A 20,639-nucleotide genomic window follows, 5' to 3' on the forward strand; every position below is an offset into this window, starting at 1 on the left:
CTTTTTTTATGCCTCAAAAACAGCGCTTTAGGTTTGTGGTGTCATGAGAATTCTATATGAACCCATGACAACAGTTTTGTGGTCTTGCTCGGCTAAGGGCTGCAGACCGTTTCCCGGGCAGGTCACACAAAACAACAAATCCAGTTTAACCCACAAAACAAAAAGTGATGAAAACAACAAATCTAGTATTCAATCGAATTTTTACACTACTCCTGCTTATTACTGTAGTAGCATGCAGCAAAGATGACCCTGGGACAACCATGCCACCTGGACTCAATTCGGAATTGGAAACTACCCAGTCCAATGTTGATACCGATGAATATGAAATAGACGAGGGGCAATTGGGCCTTAGCATTAGTGCAAGAAGTTTAAAACGAAAGGGATACGCTCCAACTAAGGCTATTATTACCCTATCCGAAGGAGAAAAAGCCGGTGATTATGATGTCAACATAGGCCAAGATACCTTTTTAGCCAGCTTTTCATTTGAAAATAAAGACCTATCGGAAACGGAAAGGAATGAGCTTGAAGATGGTGTGGCCATGAGTATCACTGTTGAAAATGCTCTTGGTGAAGTCCTAGCTGTGTTTACCAGCACTAAAAAGTCTTTCACCTCCAGTCCTTCGGAAACTGAGGTAGACGACCCGACCAAAATCGATATAAATCCCATAGTTTTAAACCCCGAAGTGGACTATTACCTACAAATTTTAGATGCCAGCATTACTTCGGTTTTTGGAGCACCCTCAGCAACTTTGCGCACATCCACAACTGATCTTGATACTGAAGTTAGGGTGCGTCGAGCTTCAGATTTGGACTATATAAACGATACACAACAGACTATTCCGTTTACCAAATTTAGATTTGAAACTATAGATGCCGAAAACAATATCTTCAACATTTTTAACCCCAACGGAAGTAAAAAACATTATCTGTACATGGATGCCAACAATAGATTAAACGTGCAATCTGAGGCGAACTATACCACAAATGGCGGCAACACTCCAGATGCTGCTTCACGGACCAACTATCAATTTAAGATACAAAAAATAGACACTGGCAAATTTTTTATCATTCCACAAACAACGAACATCCCCTTAATTGCTTCAGCAAGTTTGGAATCCATTACTTCCCAAACTGTGGAAACTCCCTCACATTTTAGAATTTTAAATTTTGAAATTGACTGGAACTTCGAATCACGTAACACCAGTTTTCTAGCTCCAATACTTCCTCCATCAAAAACTATCGCTGCTTACAATACAGCTCTTAAAAATTGTAGTAGCGGCCCATTGACCGATGAAGTTGGGGTAGTAAAAACTTTGACCAGAACAGACACCTACTCATGGTCTGAATCCATTCAGGTAGCGACTTCCGTGGAAGCGAGTTTGTCCACAACAATTTCTTCTACGGTAGAAACTAGCGTGAACACACAATTTTTTGGAGCCTCCAATTCAACGACGGCCTCTGTAACGGCAGGTTTAAGTGTGGGGCATACCACAACAGAAACTAGAACCGAAACTGCTGAGACCAGCACTTCAGAAACTTTAGAACTTTCATCTAAAAGAACCATTACTGTTCCGGCTGGTAGGGGAACCGCTGCAGCAGACATTTATCAAGAGTACGAAAACATTCGTGTACCCTATGTCCAAGAATATCGTATTCGTGGGGATTATCAAAATGGAAACTTTTTGACTGGACTAGAAATTATGTCTCAATTCAACTTTAATGGGTTTTCAGGTGTAATAAATGAGATTGGTTCTGACTTTATCGATATAACACTGAGAGGCACCACCGTAATAAGTCATTTAATATCAAAAGAAATAGTGACAAGGGATATTCCAGATGCCTGTACCAATTAAACATTCAGAGTTAAGTTAGTTAAAAACAAAAGCCCCGGGAACCACTCCGGGGCTTTTAAATAAAATCAAAACCAACCTAAACATATGAGTTAACCTACTCATATCTTTGAAAATTTCATAGCAATTTTCAGTAGTAAAACAACTACCTCAAAAAAAACCCTACTTTATTTTTAAACTTTTTTTGAAAAAAGTTACTTTCACGTATAATGACTACTCCTTTTTTTAAAGAATTATGCGAAGAACTTAAGTTGGGAGCCATTGAAAAAGGGCATCCTTTCAGGTATTTTGTGTTGGGAACCCTTGGGTTGGACAATTCTATTGGACAACGCATGCTTGTTTTACGACAGGTATCACCCGAATTACGATTAACATTTTATACAGATAATCGTTCCCCTAAAATAGCGCAGTTGCAGAATAACAATACGGTTAGTGGACTTTTTTATAATCCCACCAAAATGACACAGCTAAGAATTGAGGGGAAAGCTATCATTGAAACTAACAAGGAAGTATTAAAAGCGCACTGGGACAATGTTCCTGTAAAAGGACAAAAAGAGTACAACGCAATTAAGTCTCCAGGAGATTCCATAAACAATCATAACGAAATTGAATATCTAAGCAAAAAAAACCATTTTAGCATGGTGCATATTCTTCCAGATAAAATGGATTTTTTAAAACTGGGGAATCACTATCATACCCGCGTTCAATTTTCATTGGTAGATAACGAATGGAAAGGTAAATTTTCTGTTCCATAAACTTCAAAAAAATATAAGTCTTCCTTGTCTGGACCATATTGCAATAAACTATCTGTCGGTTTTAAACTTTCAGAAAGCCTATTCAAAGATGACAAGATTACATGAGGTCTATCATACTTTTTGGATTCTGAAATTGAAAAGTCGTCCAAAGTGAATAGTTCTTTTTCAGAGTTATGCAATTTAATTTGTCCTCCGTAAGTAACATTTGGTAACACCCAAACCGAATTTGAGTATTCTGTCTGCAATTTGTCTGACAAACCAGCATAATCAAAATGGGTATCCGAAGTAATACCAAGAAATCGTTCTGCAGGAGTACGGAATACTTGAAATACCAAAATAAATAGAAATAGTGGCATGCCCCATTTTCTAACTTTTTTATTATCTAAACCTAGGTTTCCTATCAAAAATATAAAGTAAGGTAACAGCAATGGAACCAACCAACGGACTTGCACTTCTTTTACATTCATAAATATAAAAAACAGGACTAGTACCGCTATTTGTATCACTCCCATGTTCCGTAGCCATTTTGGAACGTTTTTAGATTCCCACCTCACTTTTTTCAATACCAAAAACAATCCTACTACCAATAGTAATGGGAGCAATATTTCTAAAAGCGCTTTTATCAATTCCAAAATAGGGGTTAGAACAAAAACTCCAGGCCCTTCAGTCTCCAACTTTGTGCTAATACTTTTACCAATAAAGCTTAAATACTTCCCTTGTATCAACCAGTAAAAATGAGGAGAAAAGAGTAGAAAAGCGATTGTACAGGATAACAGAATCTTAGGGTTCCATACAATCCGTTTTAGCGAAGCATCAAAAAAAGAAGCTCCCAAAACCATCATTAAAAAAATTGAATAGTTGTATTTGCAAAGCATTCCTAAACCAAAACAAATTCCCAGCAAAAGATACTTACGTATAGATTTCCTTTCTATCAATTGCGCTATTACCTGAAGCGTTAATAGAACCATTAAACAAAGCAACAAAGTATGCGATAGCCTTCGGAAAGTAAAGTCAATAAAAACAGGAATTAAAGCTGAACTCAATACTACAATTTCAGCTCTAGCTTTATCATTTAAAACTCTTTTAGCGAGTCCATAAAAAGACAAGATTACAGCTCCAAAAAGTATTCCACGTAAAAAGGATAAGGAGAATTTAGTAACTCCAAAAATGCTATTAATGGCTTTTTGAATCCAAGTGAACAAAGGTGGTTGATCATCATACCCTAACCTCCACCATTGTGAATAATAGGCTTGTTCTGCATCTTCCAACTCCAAGGAAGTTTTTAAAAAACTAATGATGATAATGGAAACGAAAGATACGGATGCCAATAACCAAGCCAACGGTATCTTTTCCCTATTCTTTACCACCTAAGTTGTTTTGAGTAGTGTAAAGCTGTTTGAGAGTGGATCTAAACTATCCATTAACTCCGGGATAAGTTGATTACCTAATTCCAAGTACAATTCTGAAAAATTAAGTTGTCGCTCCTGTAATGATAAGTTTGGAAAAAGTTCGTTCTGCATATCCGTCATTCTAATAACATGGTCCTTCAATTTTCTCTTTTGTGCCTGCAATAATCTCTTTTCCAATGCATCCAGTCCCTTCTTTTGCTTTACCTCTTGGGCCTTTACTGCATTTACAAAAGTTTTATCTGTTTCTTCCGCAAGTTTATATAAGGCTTGGAACTGCTCTTCCAAATGTTTTTGTTGTGGCGAAAAATCGATATCAATATTGGAAATTTCTCTTATCCTCTTGTTGATGAAGCTATTTTGCTTTAAAAAAAGGTCTGAAATCTTCAAACTGAGTTTTTCCACTTTTTTTGCCTGCTTTTCGGTCATCACCAAGGCCGAATTTCGTAATAACAGCATGGGAAAAGTAACATCCATAGCTTCAAAATACGATTTTAGCTCTAGCCAATATGCCAGCTCCCCTCCTCCTCCAATATAACAGAGATTGGGAAGAATAACTTCTTGGTATAACGGACGGGCTATTACATTGGGGGAAAAACGTTCGGGACAATTCTCAAGTTCTGCTGCAAGTTCTTCCTTTGAAAATCTTATCTCTGTATTGTTAACGTGAAAATTTCCTTCCTTTTCCACGATTCGTTCCCTGATGTCATCCAAAAGATAGAAGTAATTTATCTCTCTTGGGTTTACTTGTATATTATAAGCAGGTGATACTTCTGCCAATGTATCAATAGATTCTGAAACCTTTTTAAATGCAAGATTTTCAAAAATATCCCGTTTGGCAAAAGGAATCAATAATTTCTTTAGCGCCACATCATCCCCATCAACAATCACCAAACCATATTCACCGAACAATTTATTTGCAAGAAAACGAGTGGCATCAGACAGGTTATCATGCTCTAAATAAGCACTTTTAAATAATGCTTTTAGCTCATTGGCATTTATAGTATTCCCTAATTCAGAAGAAAATGTATTAAAAACAGTATCTAATCCCTCTGTTTTTAAATTTCCAACTGCTCCAGAAGCTTCTCTGTTCCATTGAACTTTCTGTCCTTTAAAATTGAAATAGTTTATTTCATCAAAGTCATGGTCTTCTGTAGCCATCCAATATATGGGAACAAAGTCATAGTCAGGATATCGTTCCTTTAATTGCCTTGTTAGATTAATGGTGGAAATAATCTTGTATAAAAAATACAGTGGTCCAGTAAAAAGGTTTAGCTGGTGCCCCGTAACTATGGTAAAGGTATTTTCTCCTTTCAATAAAGAAATTTGATCTGCCGTAGCTTCTGAAACCGTAAAGTCTTCATATTGATGCTTAAGCGCATTAGAAAGAACAAGCCTATTTGAAGCAGGATAGTTGGCCTTCTTCTCTTTTAATTGGTCTTCAAAGCTTTCTAATAGGGGAAATCTGTTAAAAAACGGTTGCAAATTCTTGTTCTGGTCAAGATAATCGCAAATAAGTTTAGAAAAATAACCCGTTTCCTTAAAAGGTATACAATCTACTTCCATTAAAGTTTTAATATCATGCTAAAGATAATCCTCTTCTTTTTTTCAGTTCCTAAAAATACGTTAATTACGTTTTTAGTCAATTAACCGAGTACTACATAGGGTAAGAATGGTAATTATGGAATTTATCGTTAGATTTGATTTTGGCAAATTAACCTTTACATGACAAGATTTTTACTATTATTTTTTGCATTTGTTTCTTTTTCCATATCCGCCCAACAGCTGAAATCTCCTTCAGAATTTTTAGGGTATGAGCTTGGTACGGAATTTACCAGACACCATGAGGTAGTAGATTATTATGAATACTTGGCCAAAGAAGCTTCAGATAGAGTTAAACTAACCGTCTATGGACAAACCAATGAACGGAGACCTTTGCTATTGGCCTATGTATCTTCCGCAGCCAATATCACCAATCTGGAAAATATTAGGCAAGAGCATTTAAAGGATACCCAGGGCACTGGAAATACATCTAAGGCAATAGTTTGGTTGAGTTACAATGTTCACGGTAATGAAAGTGTTAGCACGGAGGCATCCATGCAGACCATTTATGAATTGCTGACCAATAAGAGTTCTTATCTGGAAAATGCAGTTGTCATTATGGATCCCTGCATAAATCCTGATGGCAGAGACCGTTACAGCAATTGGTACAATCAATATAAAAACTCTCCATATGAGGTAGATCCCAATAGTAAAGAACATCATGAAGGTTGGTGGAACGGTAGAAGTAATCACTATATGTTTGATCTAAATAGGGACTGGGCATGGTTGACACAGGTTGAAAGTCAACACCGAATAAAGGTATATAATAAATGGCTGCCCCACATACATGTAGATTTTCACGAGCAAGGGGTGGATAATCCATACTTTTTTGCTCCAGCAGCGGAGCCTTACCATGAAGTGGTCACTGATTTTCAAAGAGATTTTCAGGTTACTCTTGGAAAAAATCACGCAAAATATTTTGATGCAAATGGTTGGTTTTATTTTACCAAAGAAATGTTTGATCTTTTCTATCCCAGTTATGGAGATACCTACCCTACCTACAATGGTGCTATTGGAATGACCTATGAACAAGGAGGAAGCGGACGTGGAGGCCTTGGAGTGATTACAGGAATCGGAGACACTTTGACGCTAAAAGACCGTATAGCGCATCATTTTACTACTGGTCTTTCCACTATAGAAGTTTCTGCTAAAAATGCAGGTAAGCTGAATGCTGAGTTCAAGAAGTTCTATCAAAACAAAAACTTTAAATACAAAAGCTATGTGTTGAATGGAGATGAAGATAAAATTGATGCACTTAAAAATCTACTATCAAAACATAAGATTGAGTTTAGTAATGCCGACAAAGGGTCTTTTAAAGGATTTAATTATAGCACAGGGACTAATGGAAGTATAACTGGTTCAAAAAACAGTCTTGTAGTTTCAACAAATCAGACCAAAGGTACATTGGTAAAAGTTTTATTTGAACCCAATGCAAAACTAAGTGATTCCCTTACTTATGATATTACCGCGTGGTCATTGCCTTATGCATATGGTTTAGATGGAATCGCGTCTACCTCAATTGTTCCAAATGGGTCTGAGGAAGTGAATACTCAAATACCAAGTAGTCAATCCATAAATGCCAATACCTACGCCCACATTACGGACTGGAACAGTATGAAGGATGCTCGCTTCTTGGCTGAATTATTAAAGGAAGGAGTGCGTGTGCGAAAAACGGATCATCCATTTTCGCTACAAGGCAAGTCTTTTGCCCGAGGAAGCCTAATTATAACCAAATCGGACAATCAGAATAAGGCAGGCTTTATCGAAATTTTGAAAAAAACTTCGGATAAATTTAAAAAGGACATTACTCCTTCAAGCACTGGTTTTGTAGATTCTGGAAAAGATTTTGGGTCCTCATACGTGCAAATGATAACAAAACCAAAAATTGCAGTGTTATCGGGGAAACCAACATCAACCTATCGTTTTGGCGAAATCTGGCACTTTTTTGAACAGCAATTACATTATCCGCTAACAGTACTTGATAACGAATATTTCAATAAAGTTGATTTAAAGGATTATCATGTGCTGATTTTACCTAGCGGCCGTTATGGTGATTTTTTCAATGAAAAGCAGCTGAAAAAGCTCCAGGATTGGGTTAAAACAGGCGGTAAGATTATTGCAATGGGAGGAGCCATCAATGCCATTGATGGTGAAAAAGGGTTTAGTATCAAAAAGAAAGAAGTTGCAAAAGACTCAACAGACGTTAAACCAAAACCACATAAGAATACACAGAGAGAACGCATCAAAAATGCTATTACAGGAGCAATTTTTAAAACCAAGGTGGACAACACCCATCCACTAGCCTATGGTTATGGATCTAATTATTTCACTTTGAAACTAGGAAGTTCTAGCTATGAGTACCTTAAAAGTGGAAATGCAGTTTATCTAGAGAACAATACAAAACCTATTTCTGGTTTTGCAGGGAGCGATGCACAAAAAAACATTAGTAATTCTTTGGTTTTTGGAGCCGAGCGATACGGTAAAGGCCAAGTTATATACATGATAGACAATCCATTGTTTAGAGGTTTTTGGGAAAATGGGAAACTGTTTTTTGCCAACGCACTTTTTATGGTAGATTAATGTTTTTCTTTTTTAAGAATTGAATCCTAGCTTTGTTTTCCGCAAAGCTCTACAATTTCTTTATGTCGTTAAAAATCACTAATTTAGAGTGGTAGTTTTTTAACTAAAAAACACATTTGCTATGAACGAGAGATGTCAAAGAATTCAAAAAAAGACCCTAACTATAGTATTATCAGTATTATATGTTTTGGCATTTGGAACAACGAGCGTATTTGCGTTTCAACAAGAAGAAAAAACTGAAAATTTTAAGCAGTATAGAGGAGAGGTTGTTGATGGATCTTCAAAAAAAGCTTTAGTTTTTGCCACGCTTTCCGTAGAAGGCACTAATATTAGTACAATTACCAACACAGAAGGAAGCTTTCTTTTAAAAATTCCGGAAAGTATTACGGACGGAACAGTAGTCGTATCTTTCTTAGGGTACAAAAGCAAAAACATTCCGCTCTCCCAATTAAAATCTAATAAGAACAAGATTTCGCTTATTATTTCCGTAACCGAACTTTCTGAAGTTAATATAAATGCTCCAAAAGATGCTGCTGCTTTGGTAAGAGAAACCTTAGCAAGAAAGGGGGACAATTATTTTGACGACCCAACTTTGATGACTGCGTTTTATAGGGAAACCATAAAAAAGAGAAGAAAGAACGTATCCTTGTCAGAAGCGGTAGTCAATATCTATAAAACACCCTATAGCTCGCTTCGTAAAGACGCTGTTGAGCTTTATAAGGCTAGGAAAAGTACAGATTATAGCAGACTTGATACTGTGGCCCTTAAATTGCAAGGAGGGCCTTTCAATACTTTGTATGTTGATATCATAAAATATCCTGAGTATATTTTTGCAGAGGGAGCTATTACCGACTATAAATTCACATTTAGTCGTTCCACAAGAATAAATGATAAATTAATCTATGTTATCAAATTTGATCAGTTAGAGACCATTAGCGATCCTCTATATAAAGGTGAACTCTTCATTGATGTTGAAAATAGAACGTTGACCAGTGCCATTTATACCTTGAACATAACCGATAGAGAAAAGGCTGCTCGACTTTTTGTACGTAAAAAACCAGCAAAAGTAGATGTATGGCCAACTGAGGTTGCATACCGTGTTGATTACAGGGAAAAAGGCGGGAAATGGTACTACGGCTACAGTAATGTTCTATTAGAATTTAAAGTTGATTGGGAGGACAAACTATTCAATTCTGTATACAGTATGACAGCAGAAATGGCTGTTACTGATTGGGAAAAAAATATTACTGGCGAATTACCAAAGAATAGGGAGAGACTTAAAAAATCCATTATTTTAAGTGATGAAGCAATAGGGTTTTCCGATCCAGATTTTTGGGGTCAATACAATATCATAGAACCTGAAAAGTCCATAGAGTCGGCAATTAAGAAAATACAGCGCCAATTGCGCAGGTCAAAAGCAAAAGGTGGAGCCTCAGCTCCTTAATTAACTCAAATTTTAATATTAAAAAAGCCCCTTAAAGGGGCTTTTTTTTATTTTTCAAACTCTTGCAGTGTTTTTATAATGATGGAAACACAATCCAGTAATTGTTCTCGGTTCATTACCAAAGGCGGTGCAAAACGAATAATGTTACCATGGGTTGGTTTTGCCAAAAGACCATTTTCTTTCAGGGCCATACAAATATCCCATGCTGTTGAACTGTCTTCACTATCATTAATAACAATTGCATTGAGCAATCCTCTTCCTCTAACTTTTACTACGAGGTCACAAGTTGAGATGAATGTATTGAGTTCTTCTCTAAAGACTTCACCTAGCTCAAAAGCATTTTGCGCCAGTTCTTCATCCTTAACAACTTCTAATGCTGCAATACCTACAGCAGCAGCTACAGGGTTGCCTCCAAAAGTACTTCCATGACTACCTGGTGTAATTACATCCATAACATCATCATTTGCCAAAACTGCAGATATAGGATATGCTCCACCCGAAATTGCCTTGCCTAAAATTAAAACGTCTGGTTTTACATCTGGGGTCCCACTGCAATGCTTATCACTACAAGAGCAATTTCCACATGTGGCCAATAAACGTCCTGTGCGGGCAATACCTGTTTGTACTTCATCAGCAATAAAAAGTACATTGTGTTTTTCACAAAGTAACTTGGCAGCTTTTAAGTATCCTTCAGATGGTACATAAACCCCCGCTTCACCTTGAATGGGCTCAACTAAAAACCCTGCAACATTCGCATTGTTTTCCAATGTTTCCTCCAAGGCATTTAAATTATCATATTCAATTTGGATAAAGCCCTCTGTGTACGGACCATAATCTTCCCTTGCTACAGCATCATTGGAAAATGATATAATCGTTGTTGTTCTTCCATGAAAATTGTTCTTGCAAACAACAATCTTGGCTTGGTTTTCCGAGATTCCTTTTTTCTGATAAGCCCAACGTCTGCAGATTTTTAAAGCAGTTTCCACTGCTTCGGCACCAGTATTCATGGGCAAAACTTTATCAAACTTAAAAGTAGACGTAGCATACTTTTCATACTTTCCCAACATATCGTTGTAGAAAGCCCTTGACGTTAAGGTCAAAGTTTTTGCTTGTTCTGTCATTGCTCCTACAATTTTTGGATGACAATGTCCTTGGTTTACGGCAGAGTAAGCGGATAAGAAATCATAATACTTCTTGCCTTCTACATCCCATACAAAGACACCTTCTCCCCTGCTCAATACAACGGGAAGTGGGTGATAATTGTGGGCACCGTACTTGTTTTCTAAATCTATCGCTTGTTGCGATGTTAAATGTTCTAAAACAGCCATTTTAATTGTTTTTGAATTAATAAAATAACCATTCCTGCAATACCTTTATCCTTTCGAAGTCTCGAAAATTCAGCGTGGGAGAGAAATCATCCCTGAAGAGCTGCTAAAATATTAAATATTTATTCAAACTTAAAAGATTGTCTGTTTTAATCAGCCATTCTTTTAGTGGATAAGGTTGTTATTTGTAGTTCTAACCTCTTAAGTTCTCGCAGAATATCATTCTTATCCATTTGCATCCATACAAACAGTTTTATCATACCCATAAAAATCAAGCAAGCAAATATTCCGGTTCCCCATTTAATAAGTTCATTTGTGACCTCGGTATTTAAAAATTGAACAACACAAAATATGAGCAATCCAAAAATAACCAGGTTAAACAAATTCATGATAATAGCCAACCACCCTGTCTTTCCCTTAAATACACTACCAAATTTTTCAATAAGGTTTTGTTCCCCAAGTTCATCATAAAACTTTGCCTCTTCTTGGGTCAGTGCCTCCTTGATAAGTTCGTCTATTTTTTCAATGTCTTTTTTCATCTTTTTTTCTTTAAAATTCCTTTTAATTTTTCTCTAGCATGGAACAGCCTTGATTTTGTTGTTCCAACTGATATGCCAAGTATGCCGCTAATTTCTTTCAATGAATATTCTTCCAAATAAAATAGCTTCAATACCATCTGTTGATTTTCCGGTAATTCTTTGATTGCTAAAAGAAGTTTTCTTATTTCAGCTTCTTTATCATTAGCTACATCATTGGTTATTGAGTTGTTATAAATGCCCTCAATGTTCTTTTTACTTCTTTTTAATTTGTTCAAATGATCCAAGGACTTTCTTGTTACAATTTTTGTAGCCCAACTACTAAAAGAATTTGGGTCCTTTAGCGTATAAAGTTTACTAATTATGGTTTTCCAGGAATCCTGCACAATGTCTTTGGATGCCTCAAAGTCATAAGTGTACCTATACGAATGCTTGCACAGTCTAATATGATGTCTCTTTACCAATATGGATAACGATTTTTTATTACCAGATTGATATTCCAATACCACTAATCCATCAAAAACTTTTTCTGTTGTCTTCATATCATATACTACCCTATAGACAGCGAAATATTGGAAAGGTTCAAAAAAAAGAAAGATTTTTATCCTTTCATTTTCACAAGTTACTTGTTCTTAATAGAAACCTATTCTTACTTTTGCCACATGCGTAAAAAAAGAAGTCGACTAACGTTTGAAAATGTCGAAGTAATAGATGCAGGGGCAAAAGGAAAATCAGTTGGGAAAGCTCCTGATGGAAGAATCATATTTCTATCCAATGCGGTGCCTGGAGATGTCGTTGATGTAATGACCACCAAAAAGAGAAAGGCTTTTTTTGAAGGTGTAGCAACAAATTTTCATACCCTGTCCAAAAGAAGAACAACTCCCCAATGTGAGCATTTTGGTGTTTGTGGAGGGTGCAAGTGGCAGCACATGGCATATGAGCACCAGCTCCATTTTAAACAAAAGGAAGTTGAAAACAACCTAAAACGTATTGGAAATCTTGAACTGCCCGAAACAACGCCCATTCTTGGTTCTAAAGAACAATATTTTTATAGAAATAAAATGGAGTTTTCATTTTCTAGCAGTCGTTGGTTGACTCAAGAAGAGATTAGTTCCGAATCTCAAATTGAAGATAGAAATGCTTTAGGGTTTCATATTCCTGGTATGTGGGATAAAATTCTGGATATAAAAAAATGTCACTTGCAAGAAGACCCATCCAACGCTATAAGGCTGGAAATAAAAAAATTCGCGAGCAAGAATGGGCTTGCTTTTTTTAATCCTAGACAACAACAAGGATTATTGCGTACTATGATGTTGAGAACCGCTTCCACAGGTGAAATTATGCTGCTAATTCAGTTTTTTGAGGATGCTTTGGAAGAACGGGAGCTGCTATTGAACCACATAGAACAAACTTTCCCAGAAATTACGTCATTGCTTTACGTCATCAACCAAAAACAGAATGACACTATTTATGACCAAGAGGTAGTTTGTTTTGCTGGACGAGACCATATTTTTGAGGAAATGGAAGGATTGCGTTTCAAAATAAATGCCAAATCGTTTTATCAGACCAACTCAGAGCAGGCCTATGAACTTTACAAGGTAACACGTGATTTTGCAAATCTTACTGGAAACGAACTTGTCTATGACCTATATACCGGGACTGGAACCATTGCTCAATTTATATCTAAAAAAGCAAAGAAAGTAATAGGGGTGGAATCAGTACCGGAAGCAATTGAAGATGCCAAAAATAATGCCCTTCACAACAACATTTCCAATGTGGAATTTTTTGTGGGTGATATGAAAAAAGTCTTTAATAGTTCATTCATAGAGCAGCATGGACAACCAGATGTCATAATAACTGATCCTCCACGAGATGGTATGCACAAATTAGTGGTAGAACAACTTTTGCAAATAGCTCCTGAGAAAATAGTTTATGTAAGTTGCAACAGCGCAACCCAGGCAAGGGATTTAGCCATTTTAAATGAAAAATATCAGGTGACAAGAGTACAGCCTGTAGATATGTTTCCGCAAACACACCACGTAGAAAATGTTGTACTTTTGGAGAAACGGGTATAGTTTTTGATAAAATTTGTTTTTACTCTAGAATGAAAAAAATACTTCCCATCTTACTTATTGCCCTCTCACTTATTTATGTTTCTTCCTGTGAAAAAGATGACATCTGTGTTGACGGTGACACTCCTTTGATAGTAATCGGTTTTTATGATGCCACAGATACCACTGTGTTTAAATCCGTTCCTTCTATAAGAATTAAGGGCATTGATAACGACAGTATTTTAGAAACTGATTCGTTTAGTGACCGTTCAAGTTCACCAGATTCACTATCGATTCCGTTAAGAATTGATGGCACAAGTACCACTTATGAATTTATAACAGATTCAGATGATGATGAAACAAGCATGGAAGAAACTGGCAATAGGGATACCTTATCGTTTAGCTATACGGTTAGTGAGCAATTTACTTCAAAAGCTTGCGGTTTTGTTGCTAATTACAATACCGTCACCATAGGATTGACATCTGACGGCACCAACTGGATTCAAGATATTACTGTGATACAAGACACCATCGAAAACTCCAATAACATCCATGTTAAGATATTTCATTAGTATTATTTTTCTTTCGCTTTCGTTTTTGGCAAAAGGCCAAGATAAACCTGTGGACCTTCAACCAAAAGATACGGTGGAATACAAACAAGAGTACGGCTTGCGCATTGGTGCCGATATAAATAGATTGCTATTTTCTTTTATTGATGAAGATTATACAGGTTTTGAAATAGTTGGCGATTACAGAATAACCGAAAAGCTTTATCTGGCTGCAGAATTGGGTAATGAAGAAAAAACTCAAACCGAAGAATTGAGTAATACTCCATTGTACAACTATACCTCCTCTGGAAGCTATATAAAACTGGGAGTAGACCTAAATACATATGAAAACTGGTTTGGAATGAACAATGCTATTATTATTGGTGGCAGATATTCTGTTGCCAGTTTTAGCCAAACGTTAAATGAGTACAGCATTTTTGAAAGCAATCGATTCTTCAATCCAACTGAATTTTTACCAGGAGCGCAACCAGGAGAAGAGTTTAGTGGTCTTAGTGCCTCTTGGCTAGAGTTTGTTTTTGGTATAAAAGCAGAGCTTTTTGCCAATATCTATATTGGAATGAGCGCTCGTCTAGGTTTTTTGGTTACAAACAAAGAAGAGGAACGTTTTCCCAACCTCTGGATTCCTGGCTTTAATAGAGTAACTGATGGTAGTAATTTTGGAGTGAGTTATAATTATTCCATCTCCTATTTTATTCCCTTATACAAAAAAGCGAAAAAGAAAAAAGAGAAGTTACCAGAAACAGAATAAAAAATAAAATGGGCATGAAAAATACTCATATCAACTATATTGAATTCAAGGCAAAAGACTTAGAACAAATAAAACAGTTTTACAATGAATCCTTTGGATGGGTCTTTACAGATTATGGTCCAACGTATACTGCTTTTGAAGAAAGTGGTATTGAAGGGGGATTTGAGACAACAGGGGAAGAAATAATAAATGGAGCTCTTGTGGTGTTATACCACGAAAACCTTGACATTATAAAGGATAGTATTGAAACAGCAGGCGGAAAAATATCCAAGGCCATTTTTTCTTTTCCAGGAGGACGTAGGTTTCATTTTCTAGACCCTTCTGGAAACGAACTTGCAGTCTGGTCAGATAAATAAGGAAAAAGAGAAAACATTAAATTTCCCTCATTCCTTTAATGAAAATCCATTTCATTAATACTTTTTCACCATCATCCGTTTGAATAGCCCCAAACTTGGGAGCTAACACATTGGCAATAATAGCAGAAGTTACAGCCAAGAAAATTGGGTTTATGGGCAAATAGTATCCCAATACCATACGAGCTATTAAGAACAATGCCACAAAGGCGATAAAATTGAACAACAATGCTTTATGTTTTGGTTTCATATGGTATCCGTTTTATGCTTTGCTTTCTTACTACCCTCATACATTTCATATTTAACTAATCTGGATTCCAGTTTTCCATTGAACGCTTTAATTTTTCGAGAAGGTCTAAGACCAACATATTTCAATGCTTCAAGGTTGGAAGTAATCAACCAAGCATTTGTACCTGGGTAATGCTGTTTTAACGTGTCTCCAATTTTACTGTAAAAATCTTCAACATCAATTTGGAGCCGTTCTCCATAAGGCGGGTTAAAAACCATATGCAATCTCGCATCCAAAGGCTTTTCTGTTCTAAAAAAATCTTTTCGTTCTATAGTAACATATTCAGAAAGATTGGCGTTGTCTACATTTTCTTGGGCCTTCCGTGTTGCAGAAGGAGCTTTATCGTACCCAATAATCTTATGATGAAACTCTCTGGTCTTATTTAGACTTGCCGTCACAATTTTTTCATGAAGTTCAGCATCATAATCATTCCATTTCATAAATGCATATGTTTCCCTATTAATATTGGCTGGGATATTGCAAGCAATCATTCCTGCTTCAATTAAAAAAGTGCCACTACCACACATAGGGTCTAAAAAATCCAACTGTCCATCCCAACCGCTTAAAAGTAACAAACCAGCCGCCAGCACCTCATTGATAGGGGCAATATTGGTAGCAATGCGATAACCACGCTGGTGTAAAGAGTTTCCAGAGCTGTCCAAAGAAATTGTGCATGTATTGTTATACAAATGGATGTTGATACGCACATCTGGGTCTTGGGTATTTACGTTAGGGCGTTGCCTTACCACTGCCCTGAACTTATCGACCAAGGCATCTTTGGCCTTTTGCGAAACGTACATTGAATTATTGAATACCTCAGAATTCATTGTAGTATCAATAGCAAAAGTTTTATCATGCTCAAAATAATCCGTCCAATCAATAGCATATACCCTATCATACAATTCCTTTTCATTGAACACCTTAAACCGTTCAATGGGTTTCATAATTTTCAACGCTGTGCGTAGACAAAGGTTTGCTTTATACAAAAAGCCAGTATCCCCGTCAAAAGAAACATTCCGTACTCCTTCCTCCACGTTTCCTGCACCAAGGTTTCTCAACTCCTTGGCCAAAATGGGTTCAAAACCATATAAAGTTTTGGCCAACATTCTAAAATTTTCTGCCATTTTTTATAAAAAACTTTCGGTAAAAATAGGCTATTTTTATCCCTTCAACCTATCTGATGGATTTTCCCTTTTTAATGATATATGCAGTTCCCATATTGGCTGTATGGGCAAGTTTTGCTTTTGTATGGATTGCAAAGCCCAAAGACAAAAAAAACATAAAGCTTTTACTGGCTTTTAGCGGTGCATTTTTATTGGCACTGACTTTTTTTGAGTTGTTACCCGAAGTCTACGAAGACAACAGTCCTAAAACCATCGCAGTATTAATTTTAGCAGGAATATTGCTTCAGGTTTTTTTGGAATTCTTTTCTAAAGGAGCTGAACATGGTCATATGCACATTAATCTTCAAGAGAATAAATTTCCTTTACTTCTATTTCTGAGTTTAGCGGTACATGCTCTAATTGAAGGTGTTCCAGTAGATGGTAATAATTCCATTTTATATGGCATTGTTATCCATAAAATTCCTGTGGCCATTATTCTGAGTATCTTTTTGGTTAATTCAAAAATGAAAACAGGTTTGGTGATTTTATTTATAACTGCCTTTTCCATTATGACTCCCTTAGGAAGCTACATTGCAACACAATCACCTTGGATGGAAGTTAACGGACATTTAATGACTTCATTGGCCATTGGCGTGTTCCTTCATATTTCTACAGTAATTCTGTTTGAAAGTTCTCAGGGACACTCTTTTAATCTGCGTAAACTTATTGTCATTATACTAGGAATTGGTATTGCCTATCTAGTGTAGTTTTTATTATTTCTCTATAAAAACTTTGATATCGCCATACAATTAGGCGAATATTTCTTTTTGAATTAAAATCCAATGACAAATTGCTCCACCTAGCACAAAAAAATGCCAAATCAAGTGATTGTAGGGTATTTTTTTAAGCGCATAAAATAGAATTCCAATAGTATAAAAAGCACCTCCTAGGCCAAGAAAAAGCAATCCTTCCGTAGATATGTTTTCTGAAAGAAAAGGAACATCAATGACAATCAACCATCCCATTATTCCATAAAGCACTAACGAAAAAACTTCAAATCTTCCAGTAAAAAACAGTTTTAGAATAGTTCCGAAGAGTGCTATACTCCATACAAGATAAAAGAGCAACCATCCTTTTGAATCCGAAAGAACAGTTAAACAAACTGGGGTATACGTGCCCGCAATCAAATAATAGATGCTTATATGATCTAATGCTCGAAGTTTCTTCTTGAGTTTTGGATTCTGTACGGCATGATAAACCGTTGAAGCAGTAAAAAGAAGAATTAACGATAAACTATAAACCAGAATACTTCCAAAAAGAAATGGCTCTCTCGTCAAATCTTTCTGAAAGAAAAACACCATACCCAAAATAGAAAGTACAATGCCCAGAGCATGGGAATACGCATTCCATTTTTCTTCTATTAAAACAGATTTGGGGTCAGAAGTCAAGAAAACCTATTTGTAACGTTTACCATGTTTAATAACCATATCCACATCTTGAAGCAAACTAATGTAACGCAGTACATCTCCTTTTACTGCTATGATATCAGCATATTTCCCAGGTGTTATGGTACCAACTTCGTCAGCAACTCCCATCCAAAGTGCTGGCCAATATGTTGCTCCCCTAATGGCATACATAGGGTCTATACCAAATTCATTCACCCAAACATCCAACTCATGCCATGTAGATTGACTGTGGAATTTCATTGGAATGCCACTGTCTGTTCCAATCATCAAAACAACACCTGCATCCAACAATTGGTTGATTTTTGTTTCCAAAGTAGGCTTCCTTGAAGGCATCAATTGGAAATAAGGAAGTCTGTCAGGGTGTTGAACACTATTTTTGATATCCACAATAACACTATCTGGTAATCCCAAATGCCATGAATCATCATCAATAAACTCCAAGTTATCCCTATTGTATTCAAAATTGTATAGCACTTCAACCGTTGGGCACCAAAACAATGGTCCTTGACTCATATCTGCAGTACGCTCTTTTATCATCGTCATGACATCATCAGGGTATCTTGGCGCAGAAGATAATCCAGTATGTTCAAAACAATCAACTCCCACCTCTAGTCCTCTTCTAATTTCTTCAGGTCTGTGACTATGGGCTACAACTTTCAAATTGTTCTTATGAGCTTCATCTACAACTGCCCTGAGTTCATCCATAGTCATCTGATCATGGTCAATCAACTTGATGACATCCACTCCAGCAGTAGCTAATTTTTTAACCTTTCTTCTACCATCTTCAGGACTATTAACTCCCCATCTAGAATTTTCTGTGCCAGGATATGGTTTGTGCTGTATAAATGGTCCGGAAACATATAAGGTTGCACCAGGGATCTCACCATTATTAACGGCATCCCTCACAGCAATACTTTCTTCAAGCGGCGCACCCAAATCCCTAGCACTTGTAACTCCTGCCATCAACAATTGGTGCACGGAAGCTGGCATAATTACATCTTTCCATAGCGGTTGATATACTTTATCCCAATATCCATAATCAGAATGACCTGTCAATTTTGTATGGACATGCATATCCCAAAGACCAGGCAATACAGTCATACCCTCGGTAGAGATAATTTCAGCGTTGCTCGGTATTATGGTGTTCTCTATGTTCCCAACCGAAACTATTTTTTCTCCCTTAATAATAACAACGCTGTTTTTAATTGGATCCGATCCGAAACCATCGATTAATGTTCCTCCAACAAGCGCTTTTACATTGTTTTCTTGCGCAGTAATTAGTATAGAAAATAGTATAAATAGAATAGATAAAATTCGGTTAATCATATAATTTTTTTTAGAAATATTGAAAACGATGATTTTAAGGGAATTGTCCTATCAACCTACTTATATTGCTTTCCATGTTTTATTACCATATCCACATCTTGAAGAAGGCTGATATACCTTAAAACATCTCCATCCACAGCAATAATATCAGCATATTTACCAGGAGTAATGGTTCCCACTTCATCAGCAACTCCCATCCAAAGTGCTGGCCAATACGTGGCTCCTCGAATGGCATACATTGGATCAATGCCAAATTCATTCACCCAAACATCAAGTTCGTTCCAAGTGGACTGGCTATGGAACTTCATAGGAATACCACTATCTGTTCCTACCAATAAAACTACACCTGCATCCAATAACTGTTGGATTTTTGTTTTTAAAGTTGGCTTACGTGATGGTGTTAATTGGAAATAGGGAAGTCTGTCAGGATGTGCTATACTATTTTTTATATCTGTTATTACACTATCAGGTAGCCCTCTGTGCCATGAATCATTATCCAGTTTTTCACGATTATCGCGAACATACTCATAATTGTATAACCCCTCAACAGTTGGACACCAAAATAGAGGTCCTTGGCTCATATCTGCCGTACGCTCCTTTATCATGGTCATAACATCATCTGGATATCTAGGAGATGAAGAAAGTCCGGTATGCTCAAAACAATCGGCTCCAACAGTTAACCCTCTTCTAATTTCTTCAGGTCGATGTCCGTGTGCTACAACTTTTAAATTGTTCTTATGCGCTTCATCAACAATTGCTCGAAGCTCATCCATAGTCATCTGATCTTGATCAATCAACTTAATAACATCCACTCCAGCATTAGCCAATTTTTTAATCTTTCGTCTTCCATCGTCTGCACCATTTACTCCCCACCTAAAATCTTCCGTTCCCGGATAAGGTTTTTTTTGAATAAATGGACCAGAAACATATAGTGTTGCTCCTGGAATCTCTCCATTGTTGATAGCGTCCCTTACTGCAATACTTTCTTCCAAAGGAGCTCCCAAATCCCGAGCACTAGTAACTCCAGCCATAAGTAATTGATGTGCAGAAGATGGCATTATTACGTCTTTTAATAATGGTGGATACGTTTTGTCCCAATATGCATAATCTGCATGACCATTGATCATAGTATGTACGTGCATATCCCAAAGACCGGGCAAGACACTCATACCTTCAGTTGATATCACTTCTGCATTTGCAGGAACTTCTAATGTTTCTACTGTTCCCACTGCTTTA

Annotated in this window: 19 protein-coding genes (1 of these 19 only partly in view); 9 read left to right on the forward strand and 10 right to left on the reverse strand. The window is 36.7% G+C overall.

From position 1 onward, the window contains the following. Positions 1–167 precede the first annotated feature (167 nt). Both SJY44_RS14480 and SJY44_RS14485 read left to right on the forward strand, forming a co-directional pair. On the forward strand, positions 168–1,853 hold the full coding sequence (locus SJY44_RS14480; RefSeq protein WP_396590278.1) for a hypothetical protein: 1,686 nt from the start codon (positions 168–170) through the stop codon (positions 1,851–1,853). Positions 1,854–2,059: 206 nt separating this feature from the next. Then, entirely contained in the window at positions 2,060–2,605 is a 546-nt protein-coding gene (locus SJY44_RS14485; RefSeq protein WP_396590279.1) for a pyridoxamine 5'-phosphate oxidase family protein, read from the forward strand. Here the strand turns inward: SJY44_RS14485 and SJY44_RS14490 are convergent. Together SJY44_RS14490 and bshC are read right to left on the reverse strand one after the other, a co-directional pair. Beyond that, the gene (locus SJY44_RS14490; RefSeq protein WP_396590280.1) at positions 2,554–3,972 is read right to left on the reverse strand and encodes a glycosyltransferase family 39 protein; all 1,419 of its coding nucleotides are present in this window, start codon (positions 3,970–3,972) and stop codon (positions 2,554–2,556) included. The two genes, SJY44_RS14485 and SJY44_RS14490, sit on opposite strands and share 52 nt — an antisense overlap. Further along, the gene (gene bshC / locus SJY44_RS14495) at positions 3,973–5,577 is read right to left on the reverse strand and encodes a bacillithiol biosynthesis cysteine-adding enzyme BshC (RefSeq protein WP_396590281.1); all 1,605 of its coding nucleotides are present in this window, start codon (positions 5,575–5,577) and stop codon (positions 3,973–3,975) included. 159 nt (positions 5,578–5,736) lie between these two features. On the opposite strand from bshC, the gene SJY44_RS14500 reads away from it, so the two are divergent. Both SJY44_RS14500 and SJY44_RS14505 read left to right on the forward strand, forming a co-directional pair. After that, positions 5,737–8,193 (forward strand): M14 family metallopeptidase, encoded by a 2,457-nt coding sequence (locus SJY44_RS14500; protein ID WP_396590282.1) that lies wholly within the window; start codon positions 5,737–5,739, stop codon positions 8,191–8,193. 121 nt (positions 8,194–8,314) lie between these two features. Further along, entirely contained in the window at positions 8,315–9,637 is a 1,323-nt protein-coding gene (locus SJY44_RS14505; protein WP_298927766.1) for a carboxypeptidase-like regulatory domain-containing protein, read from the forward strand. Between the two features lie 47 nt (positions 9,638–9,684). Here the strand turns inward: SJY44_RS14505 and rocD are convergent, their stop codons facing one another. The 3 genes from rocD to SJY44_RS14520 all read right to left on the reverse strand — a co-directional run bounded on the left by rocD (position 9,685) and on the right by SJY44_RS14520 (position 12,040). After that, on the reverse strand, positions 9,685–10,965 hold the full coding sequence (rocD, locus tag SJY44_RS14510) for an ornithine--oxo-acid transaminase (RefSeq protein WP_396590283.1): 1,281 nt from the start codon (positions 10,963–10,965) through the stop codon (positions 9,685–9,687). A 146-nt stretch (positions 10,966–11,111) separates the two neighbouring features. Further along, positions 11,112–11,501 carry a DUF6768 family protein gene (locus SJY44_RS14515; RefSeq protein WP_298927771.1) on the reverse strand — a complete coding sequence of 130 codons (390 nt, stop codon included), beginning with the start codon at positions 11,499–11,501 and terminating at the stop codon, positions 11,112–11,114. After that, positions 11,498–12,040 carry an RNA polymerase sigma factor gene (locus tag SJY44_RS14520; RefSeq protein ID WP_396590284.1) on the reverse strand — a complete coding sequence of 181 codons (543 nt, stop codon included), beginning with the start codon at positions 12,038–12,040 and terminating at the stop codon, positions 11,498–11,500. Before SJY44_RS14520 ends, SJY44_RS14515 begins: the two co-directional genes overlap by 4 nt. Positions 12,041–12,160: 120 nt before the next feature. Here SJY44_RS14520 and rlmD point away from each other — a divergent pair, with 120 nt between their 5' ends. Genes rlmD through SJY44_RS14540 form a run of 4 tightly spaced genes read left to right on the forward strand, consistent with a single transcriptional unit; the run spans position 12,161 to position 15,222 of the window. Continuing rightward, on the forward strand, positions 12,161–13,573 hold the full coding sequence (gene rlmD, locus SJY44_RS14525) for a 23S rRNA (uracil(1939)-C(5))-methyltransferase RlmD (RefSeq protein ID WP_396590285.1): 1,413 nt from the start codon (positions 12,161–12,163) through the stop codon (positions 13,571–13,573). 29 nt (positions 13,574–13,602) lie between these two features. After that, complete coding sequence (locus tag SJY44_RS14530) at positions 13,603–14,121, forward strand: DUF6452 family protein (protein WP_396590286.1); 519 nt, start codon at positions 13,603–13,605, stop codon at positions 14,119–14,121. Continuing rightward, the gene (locus SJY44_RS14535; protein ID WP_299167967.1) at positions 14,102–14,866 is read left to right on the forward strand and encodes a DUF6048 family protein; all 765 of its coding nucleotides are present in this window, start codon (positions 14,102–14,104) and stop codon (positions 14,864–14,866) included. The genes SJY44_RS14530 and SJY44_RS14535 overlap by 20 nt, the downstream gene beginning before the upstream one ends. Positions 14,867–14,880: 14 nt before the next feature. After that, positions 14,881–15,222 (forward strand): VOC family protein, encoded by a 342-nt coding sequence (locus SJY44_RS14540; RefSeq protein ID WP_298927786.1) that lies wholly within the window; start codon positions 14,881–14,883, stop codon positions 15,220–15,222. 16 nt (positions 15,223–15,238) lie between these two features. Here SJY44_RS14540 and SJY44_RS14545 read toward each other — a convergent pair whose 3' ends face one another. Both SJY44_RS14545 and SJY44_RS14550 read right to left on the reverse strand, forming a co-directional pair. After that, a complete protein-coding gene (locus SJY44_RS14545) occupies positions 15,239–15,469 on the reverse strand; it encodes a hypothetical protein (RefSeq protein ID WP_298927788.1) in 231 nt (76 codons plus the stop codon). Beyond that, entirely contained in the window at positions 15,466–16,632 is a 1,167-nt protein-coding gene (locus SJY44_RS14550; RefSeq protein WP_298927791.1) for a THUMP domain-containing protein, read from the reverse strand. Before SJY44_RS14550 ends, SJY44_RS14545 begins: the two co-directional genes overlap by 4 nt. A gap of 56 nt (positions 16,633–16,688) precedes the next feature. Between SJY44_RS14550 and SJY44_RS14555 the strand changes: the two genes are divergently transcribed. Next, on the forward strand, positions 16,689–17,378 hold the full coding sequence (locus SJY44_RS14555; protein WP_396590287.1) for a ZIP family metal transporter: 690 nt from the start codon (positions 16,689–16,691) through the stop codon (positions 17,376–17,378). Between the two features lie 42 nt (positions 17,379–17,420). On the opposite strand, the gene SJY44_RS14560 is transcribed toward SJY44_RS14555, so the two are convergent. The 3 genes in view from SJY44_RS14560 to SJY44_RS14570 are tightly spaced (at most 56 nt apart) and all read right to left on the reverse strand, a layout consistent with a single transcriptional unit that may run on beyond the window. Continuing rightward, positions 17,421–18,059 (reverse strand): hemolysin III family protein, encoded by a 639-nt coding sequence (locus tag SJY44_RS14560; protein WP_396590288.1) that lies wholly within the window; start codon positions 18,057–18,059, stop codon positions 17,421–17,423. 6 nt (positions 18,060–18,065) lie between these two features. Beyond that, complete coding sequence (locus SJY44_RS14565) at positions 18,066–19,403, reverse strand: amidohydrolase family protein (protein WP_396590289.1); 1,338 nt, start codon at positions 19,401–19,403, stop codon at positions 18,066–18,068. A gap of 56 nt (positions 19,404–19,459) precedes the next feature. Beyond that, positions 19,460–20,639: the 3' portion of an amidohydrolase family protein gene (locus tag SJY44_RS14570; protein WP_299167980.1), read on the reverse strand. 158 nt of this gene lie beyond the right edge of the window; the window shows 1,180 of its 1,338 coding nt (coding positions 159–1,338); the start codon falls outside the window, past its right edge; the stop codon is at positions 19,460–19,462.

The organism is Allomuricauda sp. R78024 (genome assembly GCF_044596045.1).
In the GTDB taxonomy this organism is placed as follows: Bacteria; Bacteroidota; Bacteroidia; order Flavobacteriales; family Flavobacteriaceae; genus Flagellimonas.

Bases quoted from the DNA above. Each gene is read 5' to 3' on its own strand.
- SJY44_RS14480 (WP_396590278.1), top strand. From the start codon at position 168: ATGAAAACAACAAATCTAGTATTCAATCGAATTTTTACACTACTCCTG.
- SJY44_RS14485 (WP_396590279.1), top strand. From the start codon at position 2,060: ATGACTACTCCTTTTTTTAAAGAATTATGCGAAGAACTTAAGTTGGGA.
- bshC (WP_396590281.1), bottom strand. From the start codon at position 5,577: ATGGAAGTAGATTGTATACCTTTTAAGGAAACGGGTTATTTTTCTAAA.
- SJY44_RS14500 (WP_396590282.1), top strand. From the start codon at position 5,737: ATGACAAGATTTTTACTATTATTTTTTGCATTTGTTTCTTTTTCCATA.
- SJY44_RS14505 (WP_298927766.1), top strand. From the start codon at position 8,315: ATGAACGAGAGATGTCAAAGAATTCAAAAAAAGACCCTAACTATAGTA.
- rocD (WP_396590283.1), bottom strand. From the start codon at position 10,965: ATGGCTGTTTTAGAACATTTAACATCGCAACAAGCGATAGATTTAGAA.
- SJY44_RS14515 (WP_298927771.1), bottom strand. From the start codon at position 11,501: ATGAAAAAAGACATTGAAAAAATAGACGAACTTATCAAGGAGGCACTG.
- SJY44_RS14520 (WP_396590284.1), bottom strand. From the start codon at position 12,040: ATGAAGACAACAGAAAAAGTTTTTGATGGATTAGTGGTATTGGAATAT.
- rlmD (WP_396590285.1), top strand. From the start codon at position 12,161: ATGCGTAAAAAAAGAAGTCGACTAACGTTTGAAAATGTCGAAGTAATA.
- SJY44_RS14530 (WP_396590286.1), top strand. From the start codon at position 13,603: ATGAAAAAAATACTTCCCATCTTACTTATTGCCCTCTCACTTATTTAT.
- SJY44_RS14535 (WP_299167967.1), top strand. From the start codon at position 14,102: ATGTTAAGATATTTCATTAGTATTATTTTTCTTTCGCTTTCGTTTTTG.
- SJY44_RS14540 (WP_298927786.1), top strand. From the start codon at position 14,881: ATGAAAAATACTCATATCAACTATATTGAATTCAAGGCAAAAGACTTA.
- SJY44_RS14545 (WP_298927788.1), bottom strand. From the start codon at position 15,469: ATGAAACCAAAACATAAAGCATTGTTGTTCAATTTTATCGCCTTTGTG.
- SJY44_RS14550 (WP_298927791.1), bottom strand. From the start codon at position 16,632: ATGGCAGAAAATTTTAGAATGTTGGCCAAAACTTTATATGGTTTTGAA.
- SJY44_RS14555 (WP_396590287.1), top strand. From the start codon at position 16,689: ATGGATTTTCCCTTTTTAATGATATATGCAGTTCCCATATTGGCTGTA.
- SJY44_RS14565 (WP_396590289.1), bottom strand. From the start codon at position 19,403: ATGATTAACCGAATTTTATCTATTCTATTTATACTATTTTCTATACTA.